Here is an 18,136-nt window from a genome sequence, read left to right as displayed (position 1 = left end):
GTCTGAACTTGGCGTGTGCCGTTTTTCAATTAAAACCTGATTGTTATGTCTATCCAACCCATTAATCAAATTACCTTAATCGGCGTCGGCTTGATTGGCGGCTCGTTTGCGCTGGATCTCAAGCGCAAAGGTTTGGTGCGCCGCGTGGTTGGTGTGGATGTAAACCAGGAGAATCTTGAGCGCGCGCTTGAGCGTAAAGTGATTGATGAAATGGCGGAATGCATCCGATCACAGAGCATTGCCGGTTCGGATTTGGTGCTGATTGCTACGCCGGTGGCGACCTTGCCTGAGATTTGCACCGAGTTGGCGTATCTGTTAAGTGAACAAACCATAGTCAGCGATGTGGGCAGCACCAAACAGTCGGCCATTCAGGCATTTGCCCGCTATTTGCCCGAGCATTTGCCCAATTGTGTGGCGGCGCATCCGATTGCCGGTTCAGACAGGCATGGTGCTTTGGCGGCTAAGTTTGGCTTGTATGAAGGTAAAAAGCTGATTTTGTGCCCGCATGAGCAACAAAATCCTGTTGCATTAAGTTTGATGCAAAGTTTATGGCAGGCGGTGGGTGCGCGCACCTTTATCATGCCGGCAGAAGAGCATGATGCTATTTTTGCAGCGGTTTCGCATATGCCTCATGTGCTGGCTTTTTCTTATGTGCATCAAATCAAAGACCATGCCGACGGTCAGCTTTATTTGGATTTCGCCGCATCAGGCTTTCGCGATTTTACCCGCATCGCATCCAGCCATCCTGCTATCTGGACGGATATCTGTCTCGCTAACCGACAGGGTTTGCTTGACTTGATTGCGGGGCAGCGCGCCCAGCTGGATACGGTTCAACGTTTATTGGAAGCGGGAGATTCTGAGAGCTTGTATCGCTATTTTGAAGAAGCTAAGGCGACACGGGATGATTGGTTGGAGAAACAAGGCTGATACACGGTGAAAGATTTAGGCTATTAAAAATGCCTGTCTGAAAGCATTTTTTACGAATCAGCTTTCAGACAGGCATTGGTTTTGCGGTATCGGTTTACAGCTGTTTGCCCAACACAATATTCAGGATACGGCGGATAGGCTCCGCAGCGCCCCACAATAACTGGTCGCCTACGGTAAAGGCGCTGATGTATTCGCCGCCCATGGCCAGCTTGCGGATACGGCCGACCGGTACGGTTAAAGTGCCGGTAACGGCGGCGGGCGTCAGCTCCTTAACGGAAGCTTCTTTTTCATTCGGCACTACTTTTACCCAATCATTTGCACCGGCCAATAATTGTTCGATTTCGGTTACCGATAAATCTTTTTTCAGTTTCAAAGTAATCGCTTGGCTGTGGCAGCGCATCGCTCCGACACGTATACATAGGCCGTCAATTATAGTGGGATTGCCGTAATTGCCCAAAATTTTGTTGGTTTCCACATCGCCTTTCCATTCCTCTTTGGACTGGCCGTTGCCCAAATCGGCATCGATCCACGGAATCAGGCTGCCGGCCAGCGGTACGCCGAAATTGGCTTTGGGATAGGCTTCGCTGCGCAGGAAATCGGAAACTTTGCGGTCGATATCCAAAATCGCGCTGGCAGGGTCTGCCAATTCATCAGCCACTTGGTGATGGATGGCGCCCATGCCGCTGATAAGTTCGCGCATGTTTTTTGCTCCCGCACCGGAAGCGGCTTGATAAGTCATGCTGGTAGCCCATTCAACCAAATTGTTTTGAAACAGGCCGCCCAGTGCCATCAGCATCAGTGATACGGTGCAGTTGCCGCCGATATAGTTTTTCACGCCGTTTTTGAGGCCGGCATCAATTACATTACGGTTCACAGGGTCGAGTACGATAATGGCATCATCATTCATGCGAAGTGCAGAGGCGGCATCAATCCAATAGCCGTTCCAACCGCTTTCGCGCAGAGGAGGATACACGGATTTTGTATAGTCGCCACCTTGGCAGGTAACGATGATATCCATGCGCGCCAGCTCTTCGATATTGTTGGCGTCCAACAGCGTTTTGGCTGCTTGGCCGAAATCAGGTGCTGCGCCGCCTACGTTGGAAGTGGTGAAGAAAAAGGCTTCTTTGATATCGGCAAAATCGTTTTCTTCCTGCATGCGCTGCATCAAAACAGAACCGACCATGCCGCGCCAGCCGATAAAACCTACTTTCATTTATGTGCTCCTCAAGAATATGCAGATGTTAATATTTCCGAAAATCAGACAAATATACTCTTTATATAAGAGGGATTCAATAGTGGAATAGATTTGAGAAAGAAGATTGAAGGGGAAAGATTGAGAAATAAAAAATAACCGCATAACGCGGTTTTTTTGGTGGCCAGAGGCGGGATCGAACCGCCGACACACGGATTTTCAGTCCGTTGCTCTACCAACTGAGCTATCTGGCCGCTGTGTGAAGAAGGTGTATTTAACCATACCTGCTGCATTTGTTCAATATCTGTGTTGTGCTTTTTTTACAAATAATTATTTTATATGAGATAAAAGTTAGCGCGCTGGCCCGTTGGGTGAAGTTTTTGATAAATCTTAGGGGCAATCGGGTAGAATGTTTATTACGAAAATATTCTCTGGAAGCAGGTTTTATGATGTTTCAAACCACTCTTGTTTGGTTCCGCAACGATTTACGGGTGTTTGACCATACTGCTTTGCAGGAAGCTGTCCGGTTCGGTTTGCCTGTGGTGGGTTTGTATGTGTTTGAACCAATAGAGAGCGTGCATTCTGAGGGTGGTAGGCGCAGGCGGGTTTTTGTGCATCAATGCCTGTCTGAACTTCAAAGCAGGCTTGCTGAAAAAGGTGTGCCGCTGTTTGTGACTGTCGGTTTGGCAGAGCAGGATGTGCCGGCTTTTGCACGGGAAATTGATGCTATTTATGTGGTGTGTGCGAGCGCAGACGAGCCGGAAGCTGTGAATCAGGAAAATATGATTGCTGCACGGTTGATTGAGGATGGGTGCCGGTTTAAGGCAGTAAACGATCATGTGTTGCTGTCGAAATTTACGCTGGCGGATTCGGAGGGTCGTCCTTATACAGAATTTCAGGTGTATCGGAAAGCTTGGCTGGCGGCGTCTGCCGGAATGGTTTGGCAGGCATCTGATGATTGGCAGACATTGGCTCGGTTGCAGACAGGCCTGTCTGAAAATTTGACAATAGCTCCTGAAATACCGTCTTTGGCGCAACTGGGTGTGGCAGATCAATCGGTTACAGTTGCCGGCGGTGAACAAGCGGCTGATGAGCTTTTGGCGGAGTTTCTGCTCCGAATGGGTGATTATCATCCTGAGCAAGGCTTATCTGTGAAATGCAATGAATCACAGCTTTGGCCATATTTGCGTTTTGGCGTGTTGTCTGTGCGTTATGTAATTGATTTAATAAAAAATAAAAGCGCTTCAGGAGCTGGTGAGCGGCTGGATGCTTTGATACGGCGTGAGTTTTACCACCAGCTGATTTATCATTATCCGAATGTCTTGCGAGAGAGCTTTAATCCGAAATATCGGAATATAGTTTGGGAAAATAATCCTGTCTATTTTAGCGCATGGCAGCAAGGGCAAACGGGCTACCCTTTGTTGGACGCTTCGATGCGATACCTTAATCAAACAGGTTATTTGCCGGATGAGTTGCGCAACTACACTGCTGCTTTTCTGACCCAGATTTTATTGTGTGACTGGCGCTTGGGAGCAGCTTATTTTGCCGGCCAATTATTGGATTTTGATTTGGCTGTGAATAATGGTAGCTGGCAGGATGCGGCGGGTGTGGGTACTAAGGCGTTTCGGCCTGAGCAGATGATGCATCCAGTATTTGCGGCGCAGAAGCTGGATCCGGCCGGTCAAATAATCCGTCGCTATATTCCTGAACTGGCCCATATGCCGAAAGATTTTATTCATATGCCATGGTTGGCAAAGGGTAACATGAATACGAATAACTATCCTGATCCTATTGTGGAATATGCGAGTCAAAGGGAAAAGGCACTTGTGTTATATGGGGCTGGTTAAGTTTCGCAGCCATAGCGGATTTTTGAAATGAGATACAATATGTGCCTGTCTGAAAAATATTTTTCAGACAGGCGTTTTTATTATGGCAACCATTTGCTACTTCGTATCAGAAATATGTTTTTCTAAATATGGAAAAGCGAATGCCTGTCTGAAAAAGTTTCAGACAGGCATTTATTGTGCAAGGGTTTATTCTTCGCCGTTCTCTCCGGCTTCTTCTGCTTTACCGGAGTTTTGGCGGCGGGAGAAGTTGATTTTCAGCTGTTTCAGTTTTCGGTAGAGGTGGGTGCGCTCTAAACCGACTTTTTGGGCAACACGGCTCATATTTTGGCCTTCTTGGGCAATATGGTATTCGAAATAGCGGCGTTCGACCTCTTCGCGTAATTCCCTTAGCGGCAGATTGAAGTTGAAGCCGCCAATGATTTCGGGTGATTGGTTGCTGGAAAATTGGCCTAAGATTTCCATTACGGCAGGCTCGTCCACCTCATTCTGATCGGCAGTCAACGCAAGGTTTTTCACGATATTGCGCAGCTGGTCGTAATTGCCGGGCCACTCGTATTGGCGCAGAGCATTCAAAGCGGCTGTGCTGAATTTAACCGGTGGAATTTTCTGCGTTTCTGCTAATTCGGTAATGATAGTGTCAACCAAGAATGCAATGTCATCGGCTTGTGCGCGTAAAGGCGGAATATTGATGACATGTTTTTCCAGTGCGGTAGCCAGCTTGCAATCAGGATTGTTTTCCCGCAGGTTTTCAAACGGAGTGCTGCAAGAGCAAATGATGCGGGTGTTGTAACGATCGGTTTTACTGATTAAAAACGCGATGCCTTGCTGAATATTGCGGCTGTATTGCGAAATATCGCCTAAATACAATACGCCGTTAGCAGCTTTTTGCAGCAATTCCATAGGGGTGTCGACAATATGTTCGGTTTTGCTGGGTTCCACCCAAGGCGTGTTATTTTTGTGGAAATAGCGTGCTACCAGCTCGAAAGGAGAGCCGGTTTCACCGTTTAATAAAATCGGGATATTCTGCTTGGCAGCGGCTTCTAAGGTTTGATTGAGTTCTTGGATGGCGGGGCTGTTGCCGAGTTTGTCAAACGATAAACCTGACGCAGCCTGCATTTCGCTGTATTTTAAGGCACGTTCAACGGTGGCGAGAAGGCGTTTTAATGCAATGGGTTTTTCTAAAAAATCCAGGGCGCCGATTTTGGTGGCTTCTACAGCGGTATCAATGCTGGCATGGCCGCTCATCATCACTACTGGCATGTTGAGTTGGCCGTTTTTCGACCATTCTTTCAGTAAGGTGATGCCGTCACAATCGGGCATCCAAATATCCAGCAGCACCATTGCAGGGCGGATTTGATTGCGCAGGCGGCGGGCTTCTTCGGCATTTTCAGCCAAAGCTACTGTGTGGCCTTCGTCTTGTAAAATGTCTGACAGTAAGTCGCGGATGCCGATTTCGTCATCTACGATTAAGATATCGCTACTTCTCATTATTTATTTTCCACCAATTCCGGCAGGGCTATCTTAACACATGCCCCACCTGTTGTTTGATTGTTTATGCTGATACGGCCGCCGTGTTCTTCAATGATTTTTTTCACCAGAGGCAAACCCAAGCCCGTGCCGGTTGGCTTGTCGGTAATATAGGGCTCAAAGGCGTGATGAAGCATTTCGCTGCTGAAGCTTTTACCGTTATTGCATACGGTTATTATGGCGTATTCTTTTTCGCGGCAAATGCTTAAAGAAACTTCAGGTGCACTACTTTCAGCTGCGGCTTCTGCTGCATTCTTCAGGATATTGTGTAAAACCTGACGCATCGCGCCATGATCAGCTTGGATATAAATAGGTATATTACTCAAATTGGATGTAAATGTACACGGGCTGCCTTCATATAATAAAAGCACTTCTTCACAGATTTCGTTTAAATTGATGGTTTCGAACTTCATGGAGGGTGAGCGGGCGTAATTGCGGAAAGCCTCCACCATTTCTTTTAAGGCTTCGACTTGTTTGATAATTGTGTTGGTTGACCGATTGAGGATTTGGGCATCTTTTTCGTCTAATTTATCTTGTAGTTTCCACGCCATGCGCTCGGCAGAAAGCTGAATCGGTGTAAGCGGATTGCGGATTTCGTGTGCCAAGCGCTTGGCTACTTCGCCCCATGCGGCTTCTTTTTGGGCGCGTACTAACGCTGTAACATCGTCAAACACAATTACCAAGCCGTCTTCCTGCAAGGGCGTGGCTTTACCCAATAGAATCCTTGCGTCATCAGGTGCGGTGTAAGGAATTTGTATGGGTTTATCGGTGTCCAGGGTTGTCAGAATGGTTTCCAGCACTTCGGCCAGCATGGCTTGCTGGGGAGATTGCTGGTTCCATTCGTGCCAATTGCTGCCCAGCATATCGCCAAGCGGGATGCCGAGAATTTTCTCTGCGCTTTGGTTAAAGGTTTTCAGCGTGCCGGCATGGTCAACTGTGATAACGCCGGCAGTAAGGCTTTCCAATACGGTTTCTAAGTAATCGCGGGCAGCTTCGGTTTGTAAGCGGTTGCGTTCGGCTGATTCTTGAGCAAGGCTCAATTGCTCTGTCATGTGGTTGAACAAATGGGTCAGCCTGCCCAATTCGTCGTTGCGAAATATGGGGCGCTTTTGTGAAAAGTCTCCTTGTGCGATAGCGCGTGCGCCTTCGGCCAAAGAAAGAATGGGTTCGATAAAGCGGTAGGAGAAAAACAGCGCCATGCTTAGTGCCAGCATGATGGCGATCAAAGTGGCAACCAATAGGGTGATCAGGAAGAAGTTGCGTAACCCTTTTTTGGCATAGCTCAGCTCGGCATATTTGGCACGTGCGCTTTCGATTAGCGTGGCATCTTGTGCTACTTTGTTTGGAATGGGTTGGCGAAAGAAGAGGGCGTATTGCTGTTGGTTATATTCAGGCAGAATCAGCCAGCCTTGAGCATATAAAGTACTGTTAATATTTTCTATCGAGCGTGAAGCCCCGTTTTTGACGAGTTGATCCAATATTTCTGGTGAGGTAGATGCGCCTGGCAATTTTTTTGGGTTACGTTCCGTGATGGTTTGATTGGTACTTAAGTTATAAAGCGCAAGCTGCTGAAATTGATTGGCTAAAGGTGTGTTTTCCAGCGAGTTAATCAAATTGCGGCCGCGTGAAACAGCACGGAATAAATCAACTTGAATATTCACGGCGTTACCAAACGAGTTATCTACTGCTAGATTCAATGCCGATTTACTTAAGCTCAGACTGCGTTCTAAAGCCTGATCGGTTTCATCGCCAAACCACGAATTAATACTGTTGGAAATAAATTGGGCAGATACGCCGAATACAAATAAGCCGGGTAAAACGGTTACCACGGTAAACATAATGGCCAAGCGGCGGGCAATTTGCGAACCTAATACTTTGCGGCGGTGTGCTTGGGTTAGGAACCAGATGTAGCGGATGACGGCGCCGAACAAAATCAGGATCAGCAGTGAAGCTGCCGCAATAAACCACCAAAAGTAATCAGTTAGATTGCTGTTGTTTCCGGTTGACAAGGTCAACAGATACAGCAAAGCGATAGCGGCGATGATAATCAGGGGAAGCAGGCGTTGAATCATGGCATTTATTCTGAGCTGATATTGAGTGATTTCCAGCCGGAATCAAGTTGCCAGCTTTTTGAGTTGATGGCGTTAATTTGGAAAGGTTTGGGCAGTTTGGATGTGCTAAGTGCCAACCGGATTTCTGCACGGACATTGTTGGCCGATTCTCCGGATAAAGCGCCAGAGGGTAATACGCGCCAATCGGAAATGGCACCGACGCCGCGCAGGGCGGTTTCTAAATTGTTGTATTCTGTGGAGAAAGTGCCGACGCTGATTCGATAGCGGTTGGTCAGCGGGTGATATGAGAGTTTGTAGATAACTTGGTTGTCGCTACCCACTATTTGGTTGAACTTGAATTTATAGGCGGCCCAAGTTGGCGCGGATAATTGGTATTGCAGCGTGAAATGTAATGGAACGCCTTGCCTTAAAGCTTGCTTGAGTTGGTCGGGTAATTCATTGTGAAAACGGCTGCTGATGGCCAGTTGGCCGTTTTCGGTTAAGTAAGCTTGAGCGCGAAGTGAGCTAATACCTTCCGCCCGAGATGAGAGAGGGAAGAGTGTGATAAGTGCCATGAGCAGCAGGAGGGAGCTACTGCTTTTGAATAAGCGCGTAATAAAAGCCATCTTGGTTGTTATTTGGGAGTAAAACATGTGTTTCTTTGCATTGGGCGTCAGCATGCCGGTTTAGGAATTTTTGTAGTTGGCTGCTATTTTCTTCTTCAAAAATGGAGCAGGTTGCTAAAAGCATACGACCGCCCGGTTTGAGAAGATCCCAAAGGGTATCGAGCAATGTTTCTTGCTGGCGCGCTGTTTTAAATGCATCGGTAGGACGCCGCAACCATTTAATGTCAGGGTTGCGTTTTACTACGCCGGAGGCGGTGCAGGGTACATCGGCAAGTATTGCATCGAATATTTGCCCATCATACCATGACGCTGTGTCTTGTGCGTCGGCGCAGCGGATAACAATGCCTGTCTGAAAGCCCAAACGGTCTAAATTGTTGCGTACACGCGCCAAACGGGTTTCGTCGATATCTAATGCAGTGAGGTGGCAGTCTGCTAATTCAAGTATATGCCCGGTTTTTCCTCCGGGGGCCGCACAGGCATCCAAGATGCGTTCGCCGTTTTGCGGCTTTAAGATGAGCGCGGCTTGTTGCGCACCATAATCCTGTATAGATACCCTGCCTTCGCTGAAGCCGGGAATTTGGTTTACGGGCAGTGCTTCTGTAAGTTTGACTGCATGTATATCCAATAACTTGGCTTCAATACCGGCTTCTTGCAATTCGTTTAAATAACTTTCTGCATTACCGCGGCGGCAGTTGATGCGGAGAGTCAACGGAGGGTGGCTTTGTGATGCGGTAAGAATATTGTTCCAATATTTTGGATAGTGGTTTTGCAGATATTTAACCCACCATTCGGGATGGTTGTATTTGGCAACTATATTACTTTTGCATTGGGCGTTGAGTTTGTCTTTTTCACGCAGAAAGCGACGCAAAATGGCATTGGCAAATGAGCGGTATTGGCCTTTGTCGATGCGGGCAATTGCCTCGACCGCTTCGTTGACGACAGCGTGAGGTGGATTGCGGGTATGGTTAAGCTGGTAGAGTGCAACTAAAAGCAGGCTTTCCAATTGTGGATGGGTAATCGGCTTTTTGAGCATTTTGGCAAGCATAAAACGCAAACTGCCCGCATAACGCTGGCAGCCGTAAGCAATATCTTGCAATGCGCCTTTTTCAGACAGGCCTAAGTCTGGGTTGGCCGCGCGGATGTTGGTCAGTACATCTTGTAAGTTTCTGCCTTCTGCAACTTCCATTACGCTTTGTGCGGCTAAAGTTTGAATGTGTGCCAAGCTCATAATAAAGTGCCTTTATCGATGCTTCTGCCCGAGGCAAATGCGGCTATATCCATGCGCTTGCTGCCTGCCGGTTGTAAGGAGGTAATGCGTAAGGCCTTCTCGCCACAGGCTATGACCAAACCTTCAGCATCACAACGCAGCACTTCGCCCGGCTTGCCGGCTTCGTTTATCACATCAGCCTGCCAGATTTTTAAAGGCGCATCCCGCCACATTGTCCATGCTGCAGGCACAGGATTAAATGCACGGATTTTTCGTTCAATTGAAGCCGCCGGTTCGTGCCAATTAACTTTGGCTTCTTCTTTGCTTAGTTTTTGAGCATAAGTGACGCCGCTTTCGCCTTGTGGCGTGGCATTTAAGTGGCCGGACTTTGCGAGTTGTTGCAAATCTGCCACGATTGCTTGTGCGCCGATTTCAGCTAAAGCATCGTGCACTTCGTTGGTCGTATCAGTCGATTTAATGGTGTATTTGTGTTCGCTGATAATGCCGCCAGTATCCAAACCAGCGTCCATTTGCATGATGCAGATACCGGTTTCGGAATCGCCGGCCTCGATAGCCCGCTGTATGGGCGCCGCGCCGCGCCAGCGGGGAAGTAGTGAAGCATGAATATTCAGACAGCCATGTTTGGGGATGTTTAAGACGGCCTCAGGCAGAATCAGCCCATAAGCTGCAACAACCATCACATCTGCATTTTGCTGCTGTAACAATGTTTGCGCATCTTCATTACGCAGAGTTTGCGGTTGGGCAATATTCAAACCGAGCGCTAAAGCCGCTTGTTTTACCGGGCTGGCCTGCAATTGCATGCCGCGGCCTTTTGGTCGGTCGGGTTGGGTAAGTACCAAAGGAATATGAAAACCGGCATCTACAATAGCTTTGAGTGCGGTGGCGGCGAATTCAGGAGTGCCGGCAAAGATAACATTCATAGAAAATAGGCCTGTCTGAAAAATTATAAATCGTGTTTGGCGCGCTTTTTCAGTTTGGTTTTGATGCGGTTTTGTTTCAACTGGGATAAGTGCTCGATAAATACTTTACCCATCAAGTGATCCAGTTCGTGCTGTATGCAGATGGCGAGCAGGCCGTCGGCCTCTAATGTGAATTTTTGGCCGTTTTCATCAAGAGCCTCAACTGTTACGCGCTCGGCACGGGTAACAGTATCGTAAATGCCCGGAACGGAAAGACAGCCTTCTTCATAGGTTGTTTCCCCGTCTTTATGGGTAATCTGCGGGTTGATAAATACGCGGGGTTCATTGCGCTCTTCGCTTAAATCCATCACAACCACACGCTCGTGTACGTTGACTTGTGTGGCAGCTAAGCCAATGCCTTTTGCTTCATACATGGTTTCAAACATGTCGGTAACTAAAGTTTTGATACGGTTGTCGATTTCGGCAACGGGTTTTGCGACTATATGCAGACGCTCGTCAGGATATTTTAAGATGTTTAATAAAGCCATAATTTTCTCAGTAACAATAGTGTGTGTTTTCTTTCAATGCTAGGATATTAACCGAAAACGGTGTTAAAATACCGCACTAAGCATTTAGGGATGAGTTAAATTTAATTGACTCGCTTATTTAATTAAATGAAATTTATAGATGACAGTATTGAAGTGACTTCAAGGGGAGTTCGTCATGCAAAAACATATTATAACCTTGCTTTGCGCGTTGGGCGTGGCTATTTCTGCGCCGGCTTTGGCTAAATCGAAAGTCAAGCCTAAAAAAACAGCCAAAGCAAAAATCAGCCGTACTTACACTCAAAGTGAACAGATTCCTACCGTTAAGTTGGCGCCTCGTGTGCGAGAAGTGTCTTCCGGCTATGGTATCCAAGCTGTAAATGTGGATTTTTTCCGCATGTTTATGCGCCATCCGCAAGTTATTCCTCAAATAGAAACTCAGGATGCACCACGTTTGATTAAGGGCCCGGATAACCGTGTAATGTATAGCAGGGGCGATCGTGTTTATGCTTATGGTGTAAAAGAGCCCGGTCGTTATTTGGTGTATCGTGCACGAAAAGATGTTGTGGATCCGGAGACCAATAAATTTCTGGGTCAAGAGGTGGTATTCAGCGGCATCATCAGTACCTTACCTTATACCAATAGTGCTTTAGATGCGCGTAGTGAAAAAGATGCACAATATCTGCAAGAAGGCGAATACTATACCCGCCTGCACCCGTTGAAAAAAGTACCTACTCAAACAGCACAACCTATGGTGGTGGAAGAGGCAATTTCGGAAATCAAAAAAGGCGATTATTTGCTGAAATTGGATGAAAGTCTGCAAACACTCAATCGCAATATCCAGCCGCATGCGCCCAGCCAGCATATTGATGCTCGTGTTGTGTCGATTTTTGACGGTGTGGGTGAAGTAGGTCAGTTCCAAACCATTACTTTGAACAAGGGCGAGAATGATGGCTTGGATGTTGGCAGTGTGGTTAGCCTGTACAAAAAGAGCCAGCAAGTAAAAATGGACTTTGATGAAGGTAAAAAAGGCCGCCGCAGCATGATGAAATATGTATCTATTCCTGCAGAGGAAGTCGGCTTAGCCATGGTATATAAAACCAGCCAGAATTTATCTTCGGCCATTATTCTGGAAAGCCTGACCAATATCAACATCGGTGATGTGGCCTCAGAACCGGGCCAAGATTTGGATAACATGAAGAGTGATAAAGTGCATGTGAGAAATGCACCTCAAGAGCCACATGATACCGAACATAATGAATACAATTATAGAAGCAACATTAATCCTTATTAATTCACTTTAAATTAGAGATTAATGCTCGTCTGAAATAAAGCACACATCATTTGTGTGCTTTATTATTTGTTGGCGTGACAAGAGAATTTGAAGGTCTTGTTTATAAATAGAATTGTAAAGCATGTAACATATTGTCATTATTAATTTTTCTGTAGTGATAAAGGTCAAAGTGTTTGTCTTTACTTTCAGATTGTTCTTTACAGTCTACAAGCAACATGCAAAACTATAATTTAAGAAAATAATTTTAAATGCACAGACTATCTAAATATGCCTGTCTGAAAACACATTACGAGGCGGAAAAATGAATCATCACGAATATTATGCTTGGGTGCAGTTGGCGCTCACGCCTTACATTGGTGCTGAAAGTTTTTTAAACCTACTCCGTTTTTTCGGATCTGCAGCACAAGCTTTGGCTGCGCCGGCAGAACAAATCATACATTTAGTGCATCATAAGCAGGCAGCGAAAGAATGGGATACGGTGCGTTCCATTGCAAAAGCTTCGGCTGACGCTGCTTTGAAATGGGCTGAAGGTGAGAATTGCCGGTTGATGCTGCTGGGTGATGAAGATTTTCCTCTGATGTTGGCGGAAGGTTTGACGCCTCCTCCTTTATTGTTTTTGCGTGGCAATACAAAGTTGTTGTCTCGACCGTCGGTGTCAATTGTCGGCAGCCGTCATGCAACACCTCAGGCGATGCGGATTGCGCATGATTTTGCTCGCGATCTGTCGATGCAAGGAGTCGGGGTAATTTCAGGTATGGCATCAGGCATTGATACGGCTGCACACCAAGGTGCATTAGCCGGCAATGCCGGTACAGTTGCTATATGGGGAACGGGTATAGATAGGATTTATCCGCAATCTAATAAAGAGCTGGCTTATCAGATAGCGGAGAAAGGCCTGATTGTGTCGGAGTTTCCTTTGGGAACCAGACCGCTGGCAGGAAATTTTCCTCGGCGTAACCGTTTGATTGCAGCGCTGGGGCAGGCTTCTTTGGTGGTTGAGGCTGCTTTGGAATCAGGCTCGTTGATCACAGCCAAGCTGGCGGGTGACATGGGGCGGGAAGTTATGGCGGTGCCCGGTTCTATTGATAATCCGCACAGCAAAGGGTGCCATAAATTAATCAAGGAAGGCGCGAAACTGGTGGAAAATTTGGAGGATATTTTACAAGAATGTCCTCAACTGTTGCAAAATCCGCAAGTATCGTCATATTCTATATATAGGCAGCCTGAAACCAATCGGAAATCAGATTCGGTAATTATGCAGAAACAGGAAAATTGTAGCGCCGAATGCCTGTCTGAAACACATAATAAGAAAGAAACCAATAATTTGCTTAAGGCTATGGGTTATGATTCTATTCATCCCGATAGCTTGGCTGAAAAGCTGGCGTTGGCTACTGCGGATGTATACGCATTATTGTTGGAAATGGAGCTGGATGGCATAGTTGCAGCGATGCCAGGGGGACGTTACCAGCGGATTGCAAAATAAGTAAGGAATTTAAGGAACAGCATGGCAGATGTAATTGCTTTTTTAATCGAACATTTTAGAGACTTTGATGCGTGCCCGCCCTCAAGTGATTTGGGGGTGTTGTTGGAAGAAGCGGGTTTTGGTGATGTGGAAATCGGAAACCTGTTGATGTTATTGGAAGCTTTGGAGAGCCAGCCTAAAATGAATATGTCTTGTAATGCTGGTACAGCCATGAGGGTTTATTGTCAGGAAGAATTGGAAGCTCTGCCGCAGGAAGTGTTGGGGTTATTGCATTATCTAGAGCAGGAAAAAGCAATTGATGCAAGACAACATGAGTTTGTGATTAATGCTTTATTGTTTATGCCACAAGAAGAAGTAACGGTTGATATGGCGAAAATCTTCGCTTTATTGGCATTGTGGGCGCACCAATCCGAGTTGCCGGTTTTGATTGGTGACGATTTAATGGTTGCATTGCACGGTGCGGCAACGATGCATTAAATCGTTTGCAGTATCTGTTTTTCTTTTCAGACAGGCATTCCGATTAAAGAATGCCTGTCTGAAAACATAATAAATTTAATAATTATAGATAAATTTAATAATTATAGAGAGCGGTATAAATGACAAAAAATTTATTGATTGTCGAATCGGTTACCAAAGCTAAATCCATGCAGAAATATTTAGGATCGGATTTTCAGGTGCTGGCATCTTACGGGCATGTGCGCGATTTGATTCCCAAAAACGGAGCGGTTGACCCGGATAATGATTTTGCCATGAAATATCAGATCGTTGCGAAAAACAGCAAGCATGTTGATGCTATTGTGGCTGCCGCGAAAGAAGCTGAAAATATTTATCTGGCCACCGACCCAGATAGAGAAGGTGAGGCAATTTCATGGCATTTATGGGAAATATTGAAAAGTAAACGGGGTTTGAAAAATATCCATCCGCAGCGCATTGTGTTCCATGAAGTAACCAAAAAAGCTGTTCAAGAAGCAATTCAGAACCCACGCGAATTGGATTTCAATTTGGTTGATGCGCAGCAAGCGCGCCGTGCCTTGGATTATTTGGTGGGTTTTAACTTATCTCCTTTACTGTGGAAAAAAATACGTCGGGGCTTGAGCGCCGGTCGTGTACAAAGCCCGGCGTTAAGGTTGATTTGTGAGCGAGAAAATGAAATTCGGGCTTTCGAGAGCCAGGAATATTGGTCTGTCCATATGGATAGCCACAAAGGCCGCCAGAAATTCAGTGCTAAATTGACACATTGGTTGGGTAATAAATTAGAACAATTTTCTTTGCCGGATGAAGCTTCGCAAGCCGAAATCCTGAAAGGTTTGGAAGGCGAGAAAGCTGTCGTTGCCGATGTGGTGAAGAAAAAGGCTACCAGAAAACCGGTTGCACCTTACACAACTTCTACGATGCAGCAGGATGCAGTGCGCAAGCTTGGCATGACCACAGACCGCACCATGCGTACGGCGCAGCAGCTTTTCGAAGGTATCGATGTGGGTCAGGGTGCTGTCGGTTTGATTACTTATATGCGTACCGATAGCGTAAGCCTGTCTGAAGATGCGATAACCGAGCTGCGCCATTATATTGAAAATAAAATCGGTGCGGATTTTCTGCCCAAAGAAGCTCGGGCTTATAAAACCAAATCCAAAAATGCCCAAGAAGCGCACGAAGCCATCCGGCCAACCTCAGTTTATCGAACACCTGAAAGCGTGAAGCCATTTTTAAGCAATGATCAATTTAAGCTTTATCAAATGATTTGGCAACGTACGGTCGCCTGCCAGATGGTTGATGCCAAGTTTGATGCAACTACCGTTGATATCCATGTTGGCCAAGGTGTATTTAGGGTTACAGGTCAGGTGCTTGCGTTTGCCGGCTTCTTGAACGTTTATCAGGAAGGTCAAGATGAAGACTATGAGGACGAAAACAATAAAAAACTGCCTGATTTGAAACTTGGTGATGAACTGCCGGTTGACAAGCTCTACGGTGAGCAACATTTCACGCAACCACCGCCCCGGTTTAATGAGGCCACATTAGTAAAAGCATTGGAAGATTTTGGTATTGGCCGCCCGTCAACCTATGCGAGCATTATTAAAACACTTAAGGATCGTGAATACGTCACAGTTGATCAGCGCCGTTTTATGCCTACCGATACCGGCGATATTGTGAATAAATTCTTAACAGAACATTTTGAGCAATATGTCGATTACGACTTTACCGCCAAACTGGAAGACAGCCTAGATGAAATCGCCAGCGGCAAGCGCAAGTGGATTCCGGTTATGGATAAGTTTTGGAAGGGATTTCACAAGCAAGTTGTTGAAAAAGAGGGTATTGAGCGGGCTAAAATCACTACTGAAGAGTTGGAAGAAATTTGCCCGAAATGCGGTAATCACAAGTTGCAAATCAAATTTGGCAAGCGGGGCCGTTTTATTGCGTGTTCCGGTTACCCTGATTGTGATTACACGCGAAATGTAAATGAAACCGCAGAGGATGCAGCGAAAGAGCTGGACGAACCAACCATTGTGGAAGGGCGCGAATGTCCGAAATGTGGCGGCCAGTTGGTTTATAAAAAAGGCCGTTATGGTAAGTTTATCGGTTGCGCCAACTATCCGAAGTGCAAACATATTGAACCGTTGGAAAAACCGAAAGAAACCGGTGTGGCATGTCCGAAGTGTGGCAAGGGTCAATTGATTGAACGAAAATCACGGTATGGTAAGCTTTTTTACAGTTGTAATACTTATCCTGATTGTGATTATGCCGTATGGAATCCGCCAATCGCAGAAACCTGCCCGAAATGCCAGTGGCCCGTTTTAACGATTAAAACAACTAAACGAAGAGGAACTGAAAAAGTTTGCCCACAGAAAGAGTGTGGTTGGAGCGAACAAATTGAACCTCCCGCACCTAAGGAGTAAATTTGCAAACGGATATTTAATATCCGTTTTTCTTTGTCTGTTTGGTTTGTACTGATGTTTAGCTAAGGTAGTATTGCAGTGAAAAAATGACTGCTATGCAATGCTGCAACCAGCAGAAATCAATTCAAAACAGTCATTAATGCCTGTCTGAAAAGGAGATAAGGTGTCAAAACATTCTAAGCATGTCAATCAAGTCAGAATTATTGGCGGTAATTGCAAAGGGCGGAAAATCCGATTTTTATCAGCAGAAGGTCTGCGCCCTACGGCGGATATGGTAAGAGAGCGTTTATTTAATTGGCTCGGTCAGGATTTAACTGGCTTAAAAGTATTAGATTTATTTGCAGGTAGTGGTGCTTTAGGGTTTGAAGCAGCCTCGCGTAATGCCAAACAAGTAGTCATGGTGGAAAAATATAGAGATACTAGTAAATTGTTACAGCAGAATATACGTGAATTGGGATTAGAAGATAAGATAACCATTTCAGCTCAAGATGCTCTTGATTATTTGAAATCATCAAGCGAAAAATTTGATGTCATATTTCTTGACCCTCCTTATGCGTGGGAAGATTGGAAAACATTATTTGGGCAGGTGGAAAAATGCCTGTCTGAAAACGCAATGGTATATATAGAATCAGGAAGTATGCCTCAAATTCCAGAATGGTTGCACCTGTTTCGAGAGGGTAAATCAGGAAAAAGCCTATTTGAAGTAAGAATATATAAGCCGGAAATCGAGAAATAAGCAATAAACTGCTTTGTTATATTGGTATTGGCATAGTAGTTTTTAGCTGATATTTATTTGATTTTAATAATTATTCTCAAATTTAAAAATACCTTAAACAGTCAGCGCAAGAAACATATTGTGCTATAATTCGTAGTTAACTATTTAGGTCTATATTTTAAAATATAAAAGGATTTTGAAATGTCACTCTTTATTACGGATGAGTGCATCAATTGCGACGTATGTGAACCAGAATGCCCTAATGATGCAATCTATCAGGGCGAAGAAATCTATGAAATCAATCCAAGTTTGTGCACACAGTGTGTGGGTCACTATGATGAACCGCAATGTCAGCAGGTATGTCCGGTAGATTGCATCTTAATAGATGAGGAACATCCGGAAAGTCAGGAAGAATTACAGGCTAAATATGAGCGTATTATCTCAGCAAAATAGTCTGAAAAATAATTCGTTTATAAATTAGAATTTTAAGAAATAATTAGAAAAAATGAACGAATAATACTTGACGGTTTTTAAGCTAGTTTGTATTATTCGTTTTCTCTTTGAGGTGGGATTCCCGAGCGGTCAAAGGGGGCAGACTGTAAATCTGTTGCGAGAGCTTCGAAGGTTCGAATCCTTCTCCCACCACCAAATATCCATAGTTTATGGGGCAAAAGAATAAGTAAGTATGCGGGTGTAGCTCAATGGTAGAGCAGAAGCCTTCCAAGCTTACGGTGAGGGTTCGATTCCCTTCACCCGCTCCAATTCATATTGGCCCATGTAGCTCAGGGGTAGAGCACTCCCTTGGTAAGGGAGAGGTCGGCAGTTCAAATCTGCCCATGGGCACCAAATTCTTGAAATCCGTAATCTTAAACATTTTTGATATTGAGTATAGGAAATTGCCATGGCAAAAG

The 18,136-nt window shown here is 45.5% G+C and carries 15 protein-coding genes and 4 tRNA genes; 11 read left to right on the top strand and 8 right to left on the bottom strand.

Annotated features, from left to right (window positions below):
• Positions 1-45: 45 nt before the first annotated feature.
• Complete coding sequence (locus HMPREF9370_RS10750; protein ID WP_009117538.1) at positions 46-927, top strand: prephenate dehydrogenase; 882 nt, start codon at positions 46-48, stop codon at positions 925-927.
• Between the two features lie 94 nt (positions 928-1,021).
• Here the strand turns inward: HMPREF9370_RS10750 and asd are convergent, their stop codons facing one another.
• Together asd and HMPREF9370_RS10740 are read right to left on the bottom strand one after the other, a co-directional pair.
• The gene (gene asd / locus HMPREF9370_RS10745; RefSeq protein ID WP_009117537.1) at positions 1,022-2,140 is read right to left on the bottom strand and encodes an aspartate-semialdehyde dehydrogenase; all 1,119 of its coding nucleotides are present in this window, start codon (positions 2,138-2,140) and stop codon (positions 1,022-1,024) included.
• A gap of 157 nt (positions 2,141-2,297) precedes the next feature.
• Positions 2,298-2,373, bottom strand: a tRNA-Phe gene (locus HMPREF9370_RS10740).
• 192 nt (positions 2,374-2,565) lie between these two features.
• Here HMPREF9370_RS10740 and HMPREF9370_RS10735 point away from each other — a divergent pair.
• Complete coding sequence (locus HMPREF9370_RS10735) at positions 2,566-3,966, top strand: cryptochrome/photolyase family protein (protein WP_040667202.1); 1,401 nt, start codon at positions 2,566-2,568, stop codon at positions 3,964-3,966.
• A 186-nt stretch (positions 3,967-4,152) separates the two neighbouring features.
• Here HMPREF9370_RS10735 and HMPREF9370_RS10730 read toward each other — a convergent pair whose 3' ends face one another.
• The 6 genes from HMPREF9370_RS10730 to def are packed head-to-tail and all read right to left on the bottom strand — an operon-like array spanning position 4,153 to position 10,845.
• A complete protein-coding gene (locus HMPREF9370_RS10730) occupies positions 4,153-5,454 on the bottom strand; it encodes a sigma-54-dependent transcriptional regulator (protein ID WP_009117535.1) in 1,302 nt (433 codons plus the stop codon).
• Positions 5,454-7,562 (bottom strand): sensor histidine kinase, encoded by a 2,109-nt coding sequence (locus HMPREF9370_RS10725; RefSeq protein WP_040667672.1) that lies wholly within the window; start codon positions 7,560-7,562, stop codon positions 5,454-5,456. Before HMPREF9370_RS10725 ends, HMPREF9370_RS10730 begins: the two co-directional genes overlap by 1 nt.
• 8 nt (positions 7,563-7,570) lie before the next feature.
• Positions 7,571-8,170 (bottom strand): DUF4390 domain-containing protein, encoded by a 600-nt coding sequence (locus tag HMPREF9370_RS10720; protein ID WP_040667200.1) that lies wholly within the window; start codon positions 8,168-8,170, stop codon positions 7,571-7,573.
• Positions 8,136-9,398: a 16S rRNA (cytosine(967)-C(5))-methyltransferase RsmB gene (gene rsmB, locus HMPREF9370_RS10715; RefSeq protein WP_009117532.1), complete on the bottom strand. Its 1,263-nt coding sequence runs from the start codon at positions 9,396-9,398 to the stop codon at positions 8,136-8,138. The genes HMPREF9370_RS10720 and rsmB overlap by 35 nt, the downstream gene beginning before the upstream one ends.
• Positions 9,395-10,318 (bottom strand): methionyl-tRNA formyltransferase, encoded by a 924-nt coding sequence (gene fmt, locus HMPREF9370_RS10710; RefSeq protein ID WP_009117531.1) that lies wholly within the window; start codon positions 10,316-10,318, stop codon positions 9,395-9,397. The genes rsmB and fmt overlap by 4 nt, the downstream gene beginning before the upstream one ends.
• A gap of 23 nt (positions 10,319-10,341) precedes the next feature.
• Positions 10,342-10,845 carry a peptide deformylase gene (gene def, locus HMPREF9370_RS10705; RefSeq protein WP_009117530.1) on the bottom strand — a complete coding sequence of 168 codons (504 nt, stop codon included), beginning with the start codon at positions 10,843-10,845 and terminating at the stop codon, positions 10,342-10,344.
• Between the two features lie 175 nt (positions 10,846-11,020).
• On the opposite strand from def, the gene HMPREF9370_RS10700 reads away from it, so the two are divergent.
• From HMPREF9370_RS10700 to HMPREF9370_RS10660, 9 genes are all read left to right on the top strand, one after another.
• Positions 11,021-12,136, top strand: a complete 1,116-nt coding sequence (locus tag HMPREF9370_RS10700) for a hypothetical protein (protein WP_009117529.1) — start codon at positions 11,021-11,023, stop codon at positions 12,134-12,136.
• Positions 12,137-12,437: 301 nt separating this feature from the next.
• On the top strand, positions 12,438-13,619 hold the full coding sequence (gene dprA / locus HMPREF9370_RS10695; protein WP_009117528.1) for a DNA-processing protein DprA: 1,182 nt from the start codon (positions 12,438-12,440) through the stop codon (positions 13,617-13,619).
• 21 nt (positions 13,620-13,640) lie between these two features.
• Positions 13,641-14,096 carry a DUF494 family protein gene (locus HMPREF9370_RS10690; protein WP_009117527.1) on the top strand — a complete coding sequence of 152 codons (456 nt, stop codon included), beginning with the start codon at positions 13,641-13,643 and terminating at the stop codon, positions 14,094-14,096.
• A gap of 119 nt (positions 14,097-14,215) precedes the next feature.
• Positions 14,216-16,510 carry a type I DNA topoisomerase gene (gene topA, locus HMPREF9370_RS10685; protein WP_009117526.1) on the top strand — a complete coding sequence of 765 codons (2,295 nt, stop codon included), beginning with the start codon at positions 14,216-14,218 and terminating at the stop codon, positions 16,508-16,510.
• 163 nt (positions 16,511-16,673) lie between these two features.
• Positions 16,674-17,246 (top strand): 16S rRNA (guanine(966)-N(2))-methyltransferase RsmD, encoded by a 573-nt coding sequence (gene rsmD, locus HMPREF9370_RS10680; protein ID WP_009117525.1) that lies wholly within the window; start codon positions 16,674-16,676, stop codon positions 17,244-17,246.
• A 180-nt stretch (positions 17,247-17,426) separates the two neighbouring features.
• Positions 17,427-17,678: a YfhL family 4Fe-4S dicluster ferredoxin gene (locus tag HMPREF9370_RS10675; protein ID WP_009117524.1), complete on the top strand. Its 252-nt coding sequence runs from the start codon at positions 17,427-17,429 to the stop codon at positions 17,676-17,678.
• A gap of 111 nt (positions 17,679-17,789) precedes the next feature.
• Positions 17,790-17,873: transfer RNA gene (locus HMPREF9370_RS10670), tRNA-Tyr, on the top strand.
• A gap of 39 nt (positions 17,874-17,912) precedes the next feature.
• Positions 17,913-17,986, top strand: a tRNA-Gly gene (locus tag HMPREF9370_RS10665).
• Positions 17,987-17,996: 10 nt separating this feature from the next.
• A tRNA-Thr gene (locus tag HMPREF9370_RS10660) sits at positions 17,997-18,071 on the top strand.
• Positions 18,072-18,136 lie beyond the last annotated feature (65 nt).

The sequence above is a fragment of the Neisseria wadsworthii 9715 genome (genome assembly GCF_000227765.1).
Classification (GTDB): domain Bacteria; phylum Pseudomonadota; class Gammaproteobacteria; order Burkholderiales; family Neisseriaceae; genus Neisseria; species Neisseria wadsworthii.
Note: the sequence above shows the minus strand (reverse complement) of the source record. Positions and strands in the feature narration are given on the sequence as shown.

Coding starts and splice junctions, on each gene's coding strand:
- dprA (WP_009117528.1), top strand. CDS start 12,438: ATGAATCATCACGAATATTATGCTTGGGTGCAGTTGGCGCTCACGCCT.
- fmt (WP_009117531.1), bottom strand. CDS start 10,318: ATGAATGTTATCTTTGCCGGCACTCCTGAATTCGCCGCCACCGCACTC.
- HMPREF9370_RS10735 (WP_040667202.1), top strand. CDS start 2,566: ATGATGTTTCAAACCACTCTTGTTTGGTTCCGCAACGATTTACGGGTG.
- HMPREF9370_RS10730 (WP_009117535.1), bottom strand. CDS start 5,454: ATGAGAAGTAGCGATATCTTAATCGTAGATGACGAAATCGGCATCCGC.
- HMPREF9370_RS10720 (WP_040667200.1), bottom strand. CDS start 8,170: ATGGCTTTTATTACGCGCTTATTCAAAAGCAGTAGCTCCCTCCTGCTG.
- HMPREF9370_RS10700 (WP_009117529.1), top strand. CDS start 11,021: ATGCAAAAACATATTATAACCTTGCTTTGCGCGTTGGGCGTGGCTATT.
- asd (WP_009117537.1), bottom strand. CDS start 2,140: ATGAAAGTAGGTTTTATCGGCTGGCGCGGCATGGTCGGTTCTGTTTTG.
- def (WP_009117530.1), bottom strand. CDS start 10,845: ATGGCTTTATTAAACATCTTAAAATATCCTGACGAGCGTCTGCATATA.
- topA (WP_009117526.1), top strand. CDS start 14,216: ATGACAAAAAATTTATTGATTGTCGAATCGGTTACCAAAGCTAAATCC.
- HMPREF9370_RS10690 (WP_009117527.1), top strand. CDS start 13,641: ATGGCAGATGTAATTGCTTTTTTAATCGAACATTTTAGAGACTTTGAT.
- rsmB (WP_009117532.1), bottom strand. CDS start 9,398: ATGAGCTTGGCACACATTCAAACTTTAGCCGCACAAAGCGTAATGGAA.
- HMPREF9370_RS10750 (WP_009117538.1), top strand. CDS start 46: ATGTCTATCCAACCCATTAATCAAATTACCTTAATCGGCGTCGGCTTG.
- HMPREF9370_RS10675 (WP_009117524.1), top strand. CDS start 17,427: ATGTCACTCTTTATTACGGATGAGTGCATCAATTGCGACGTATGTGAA.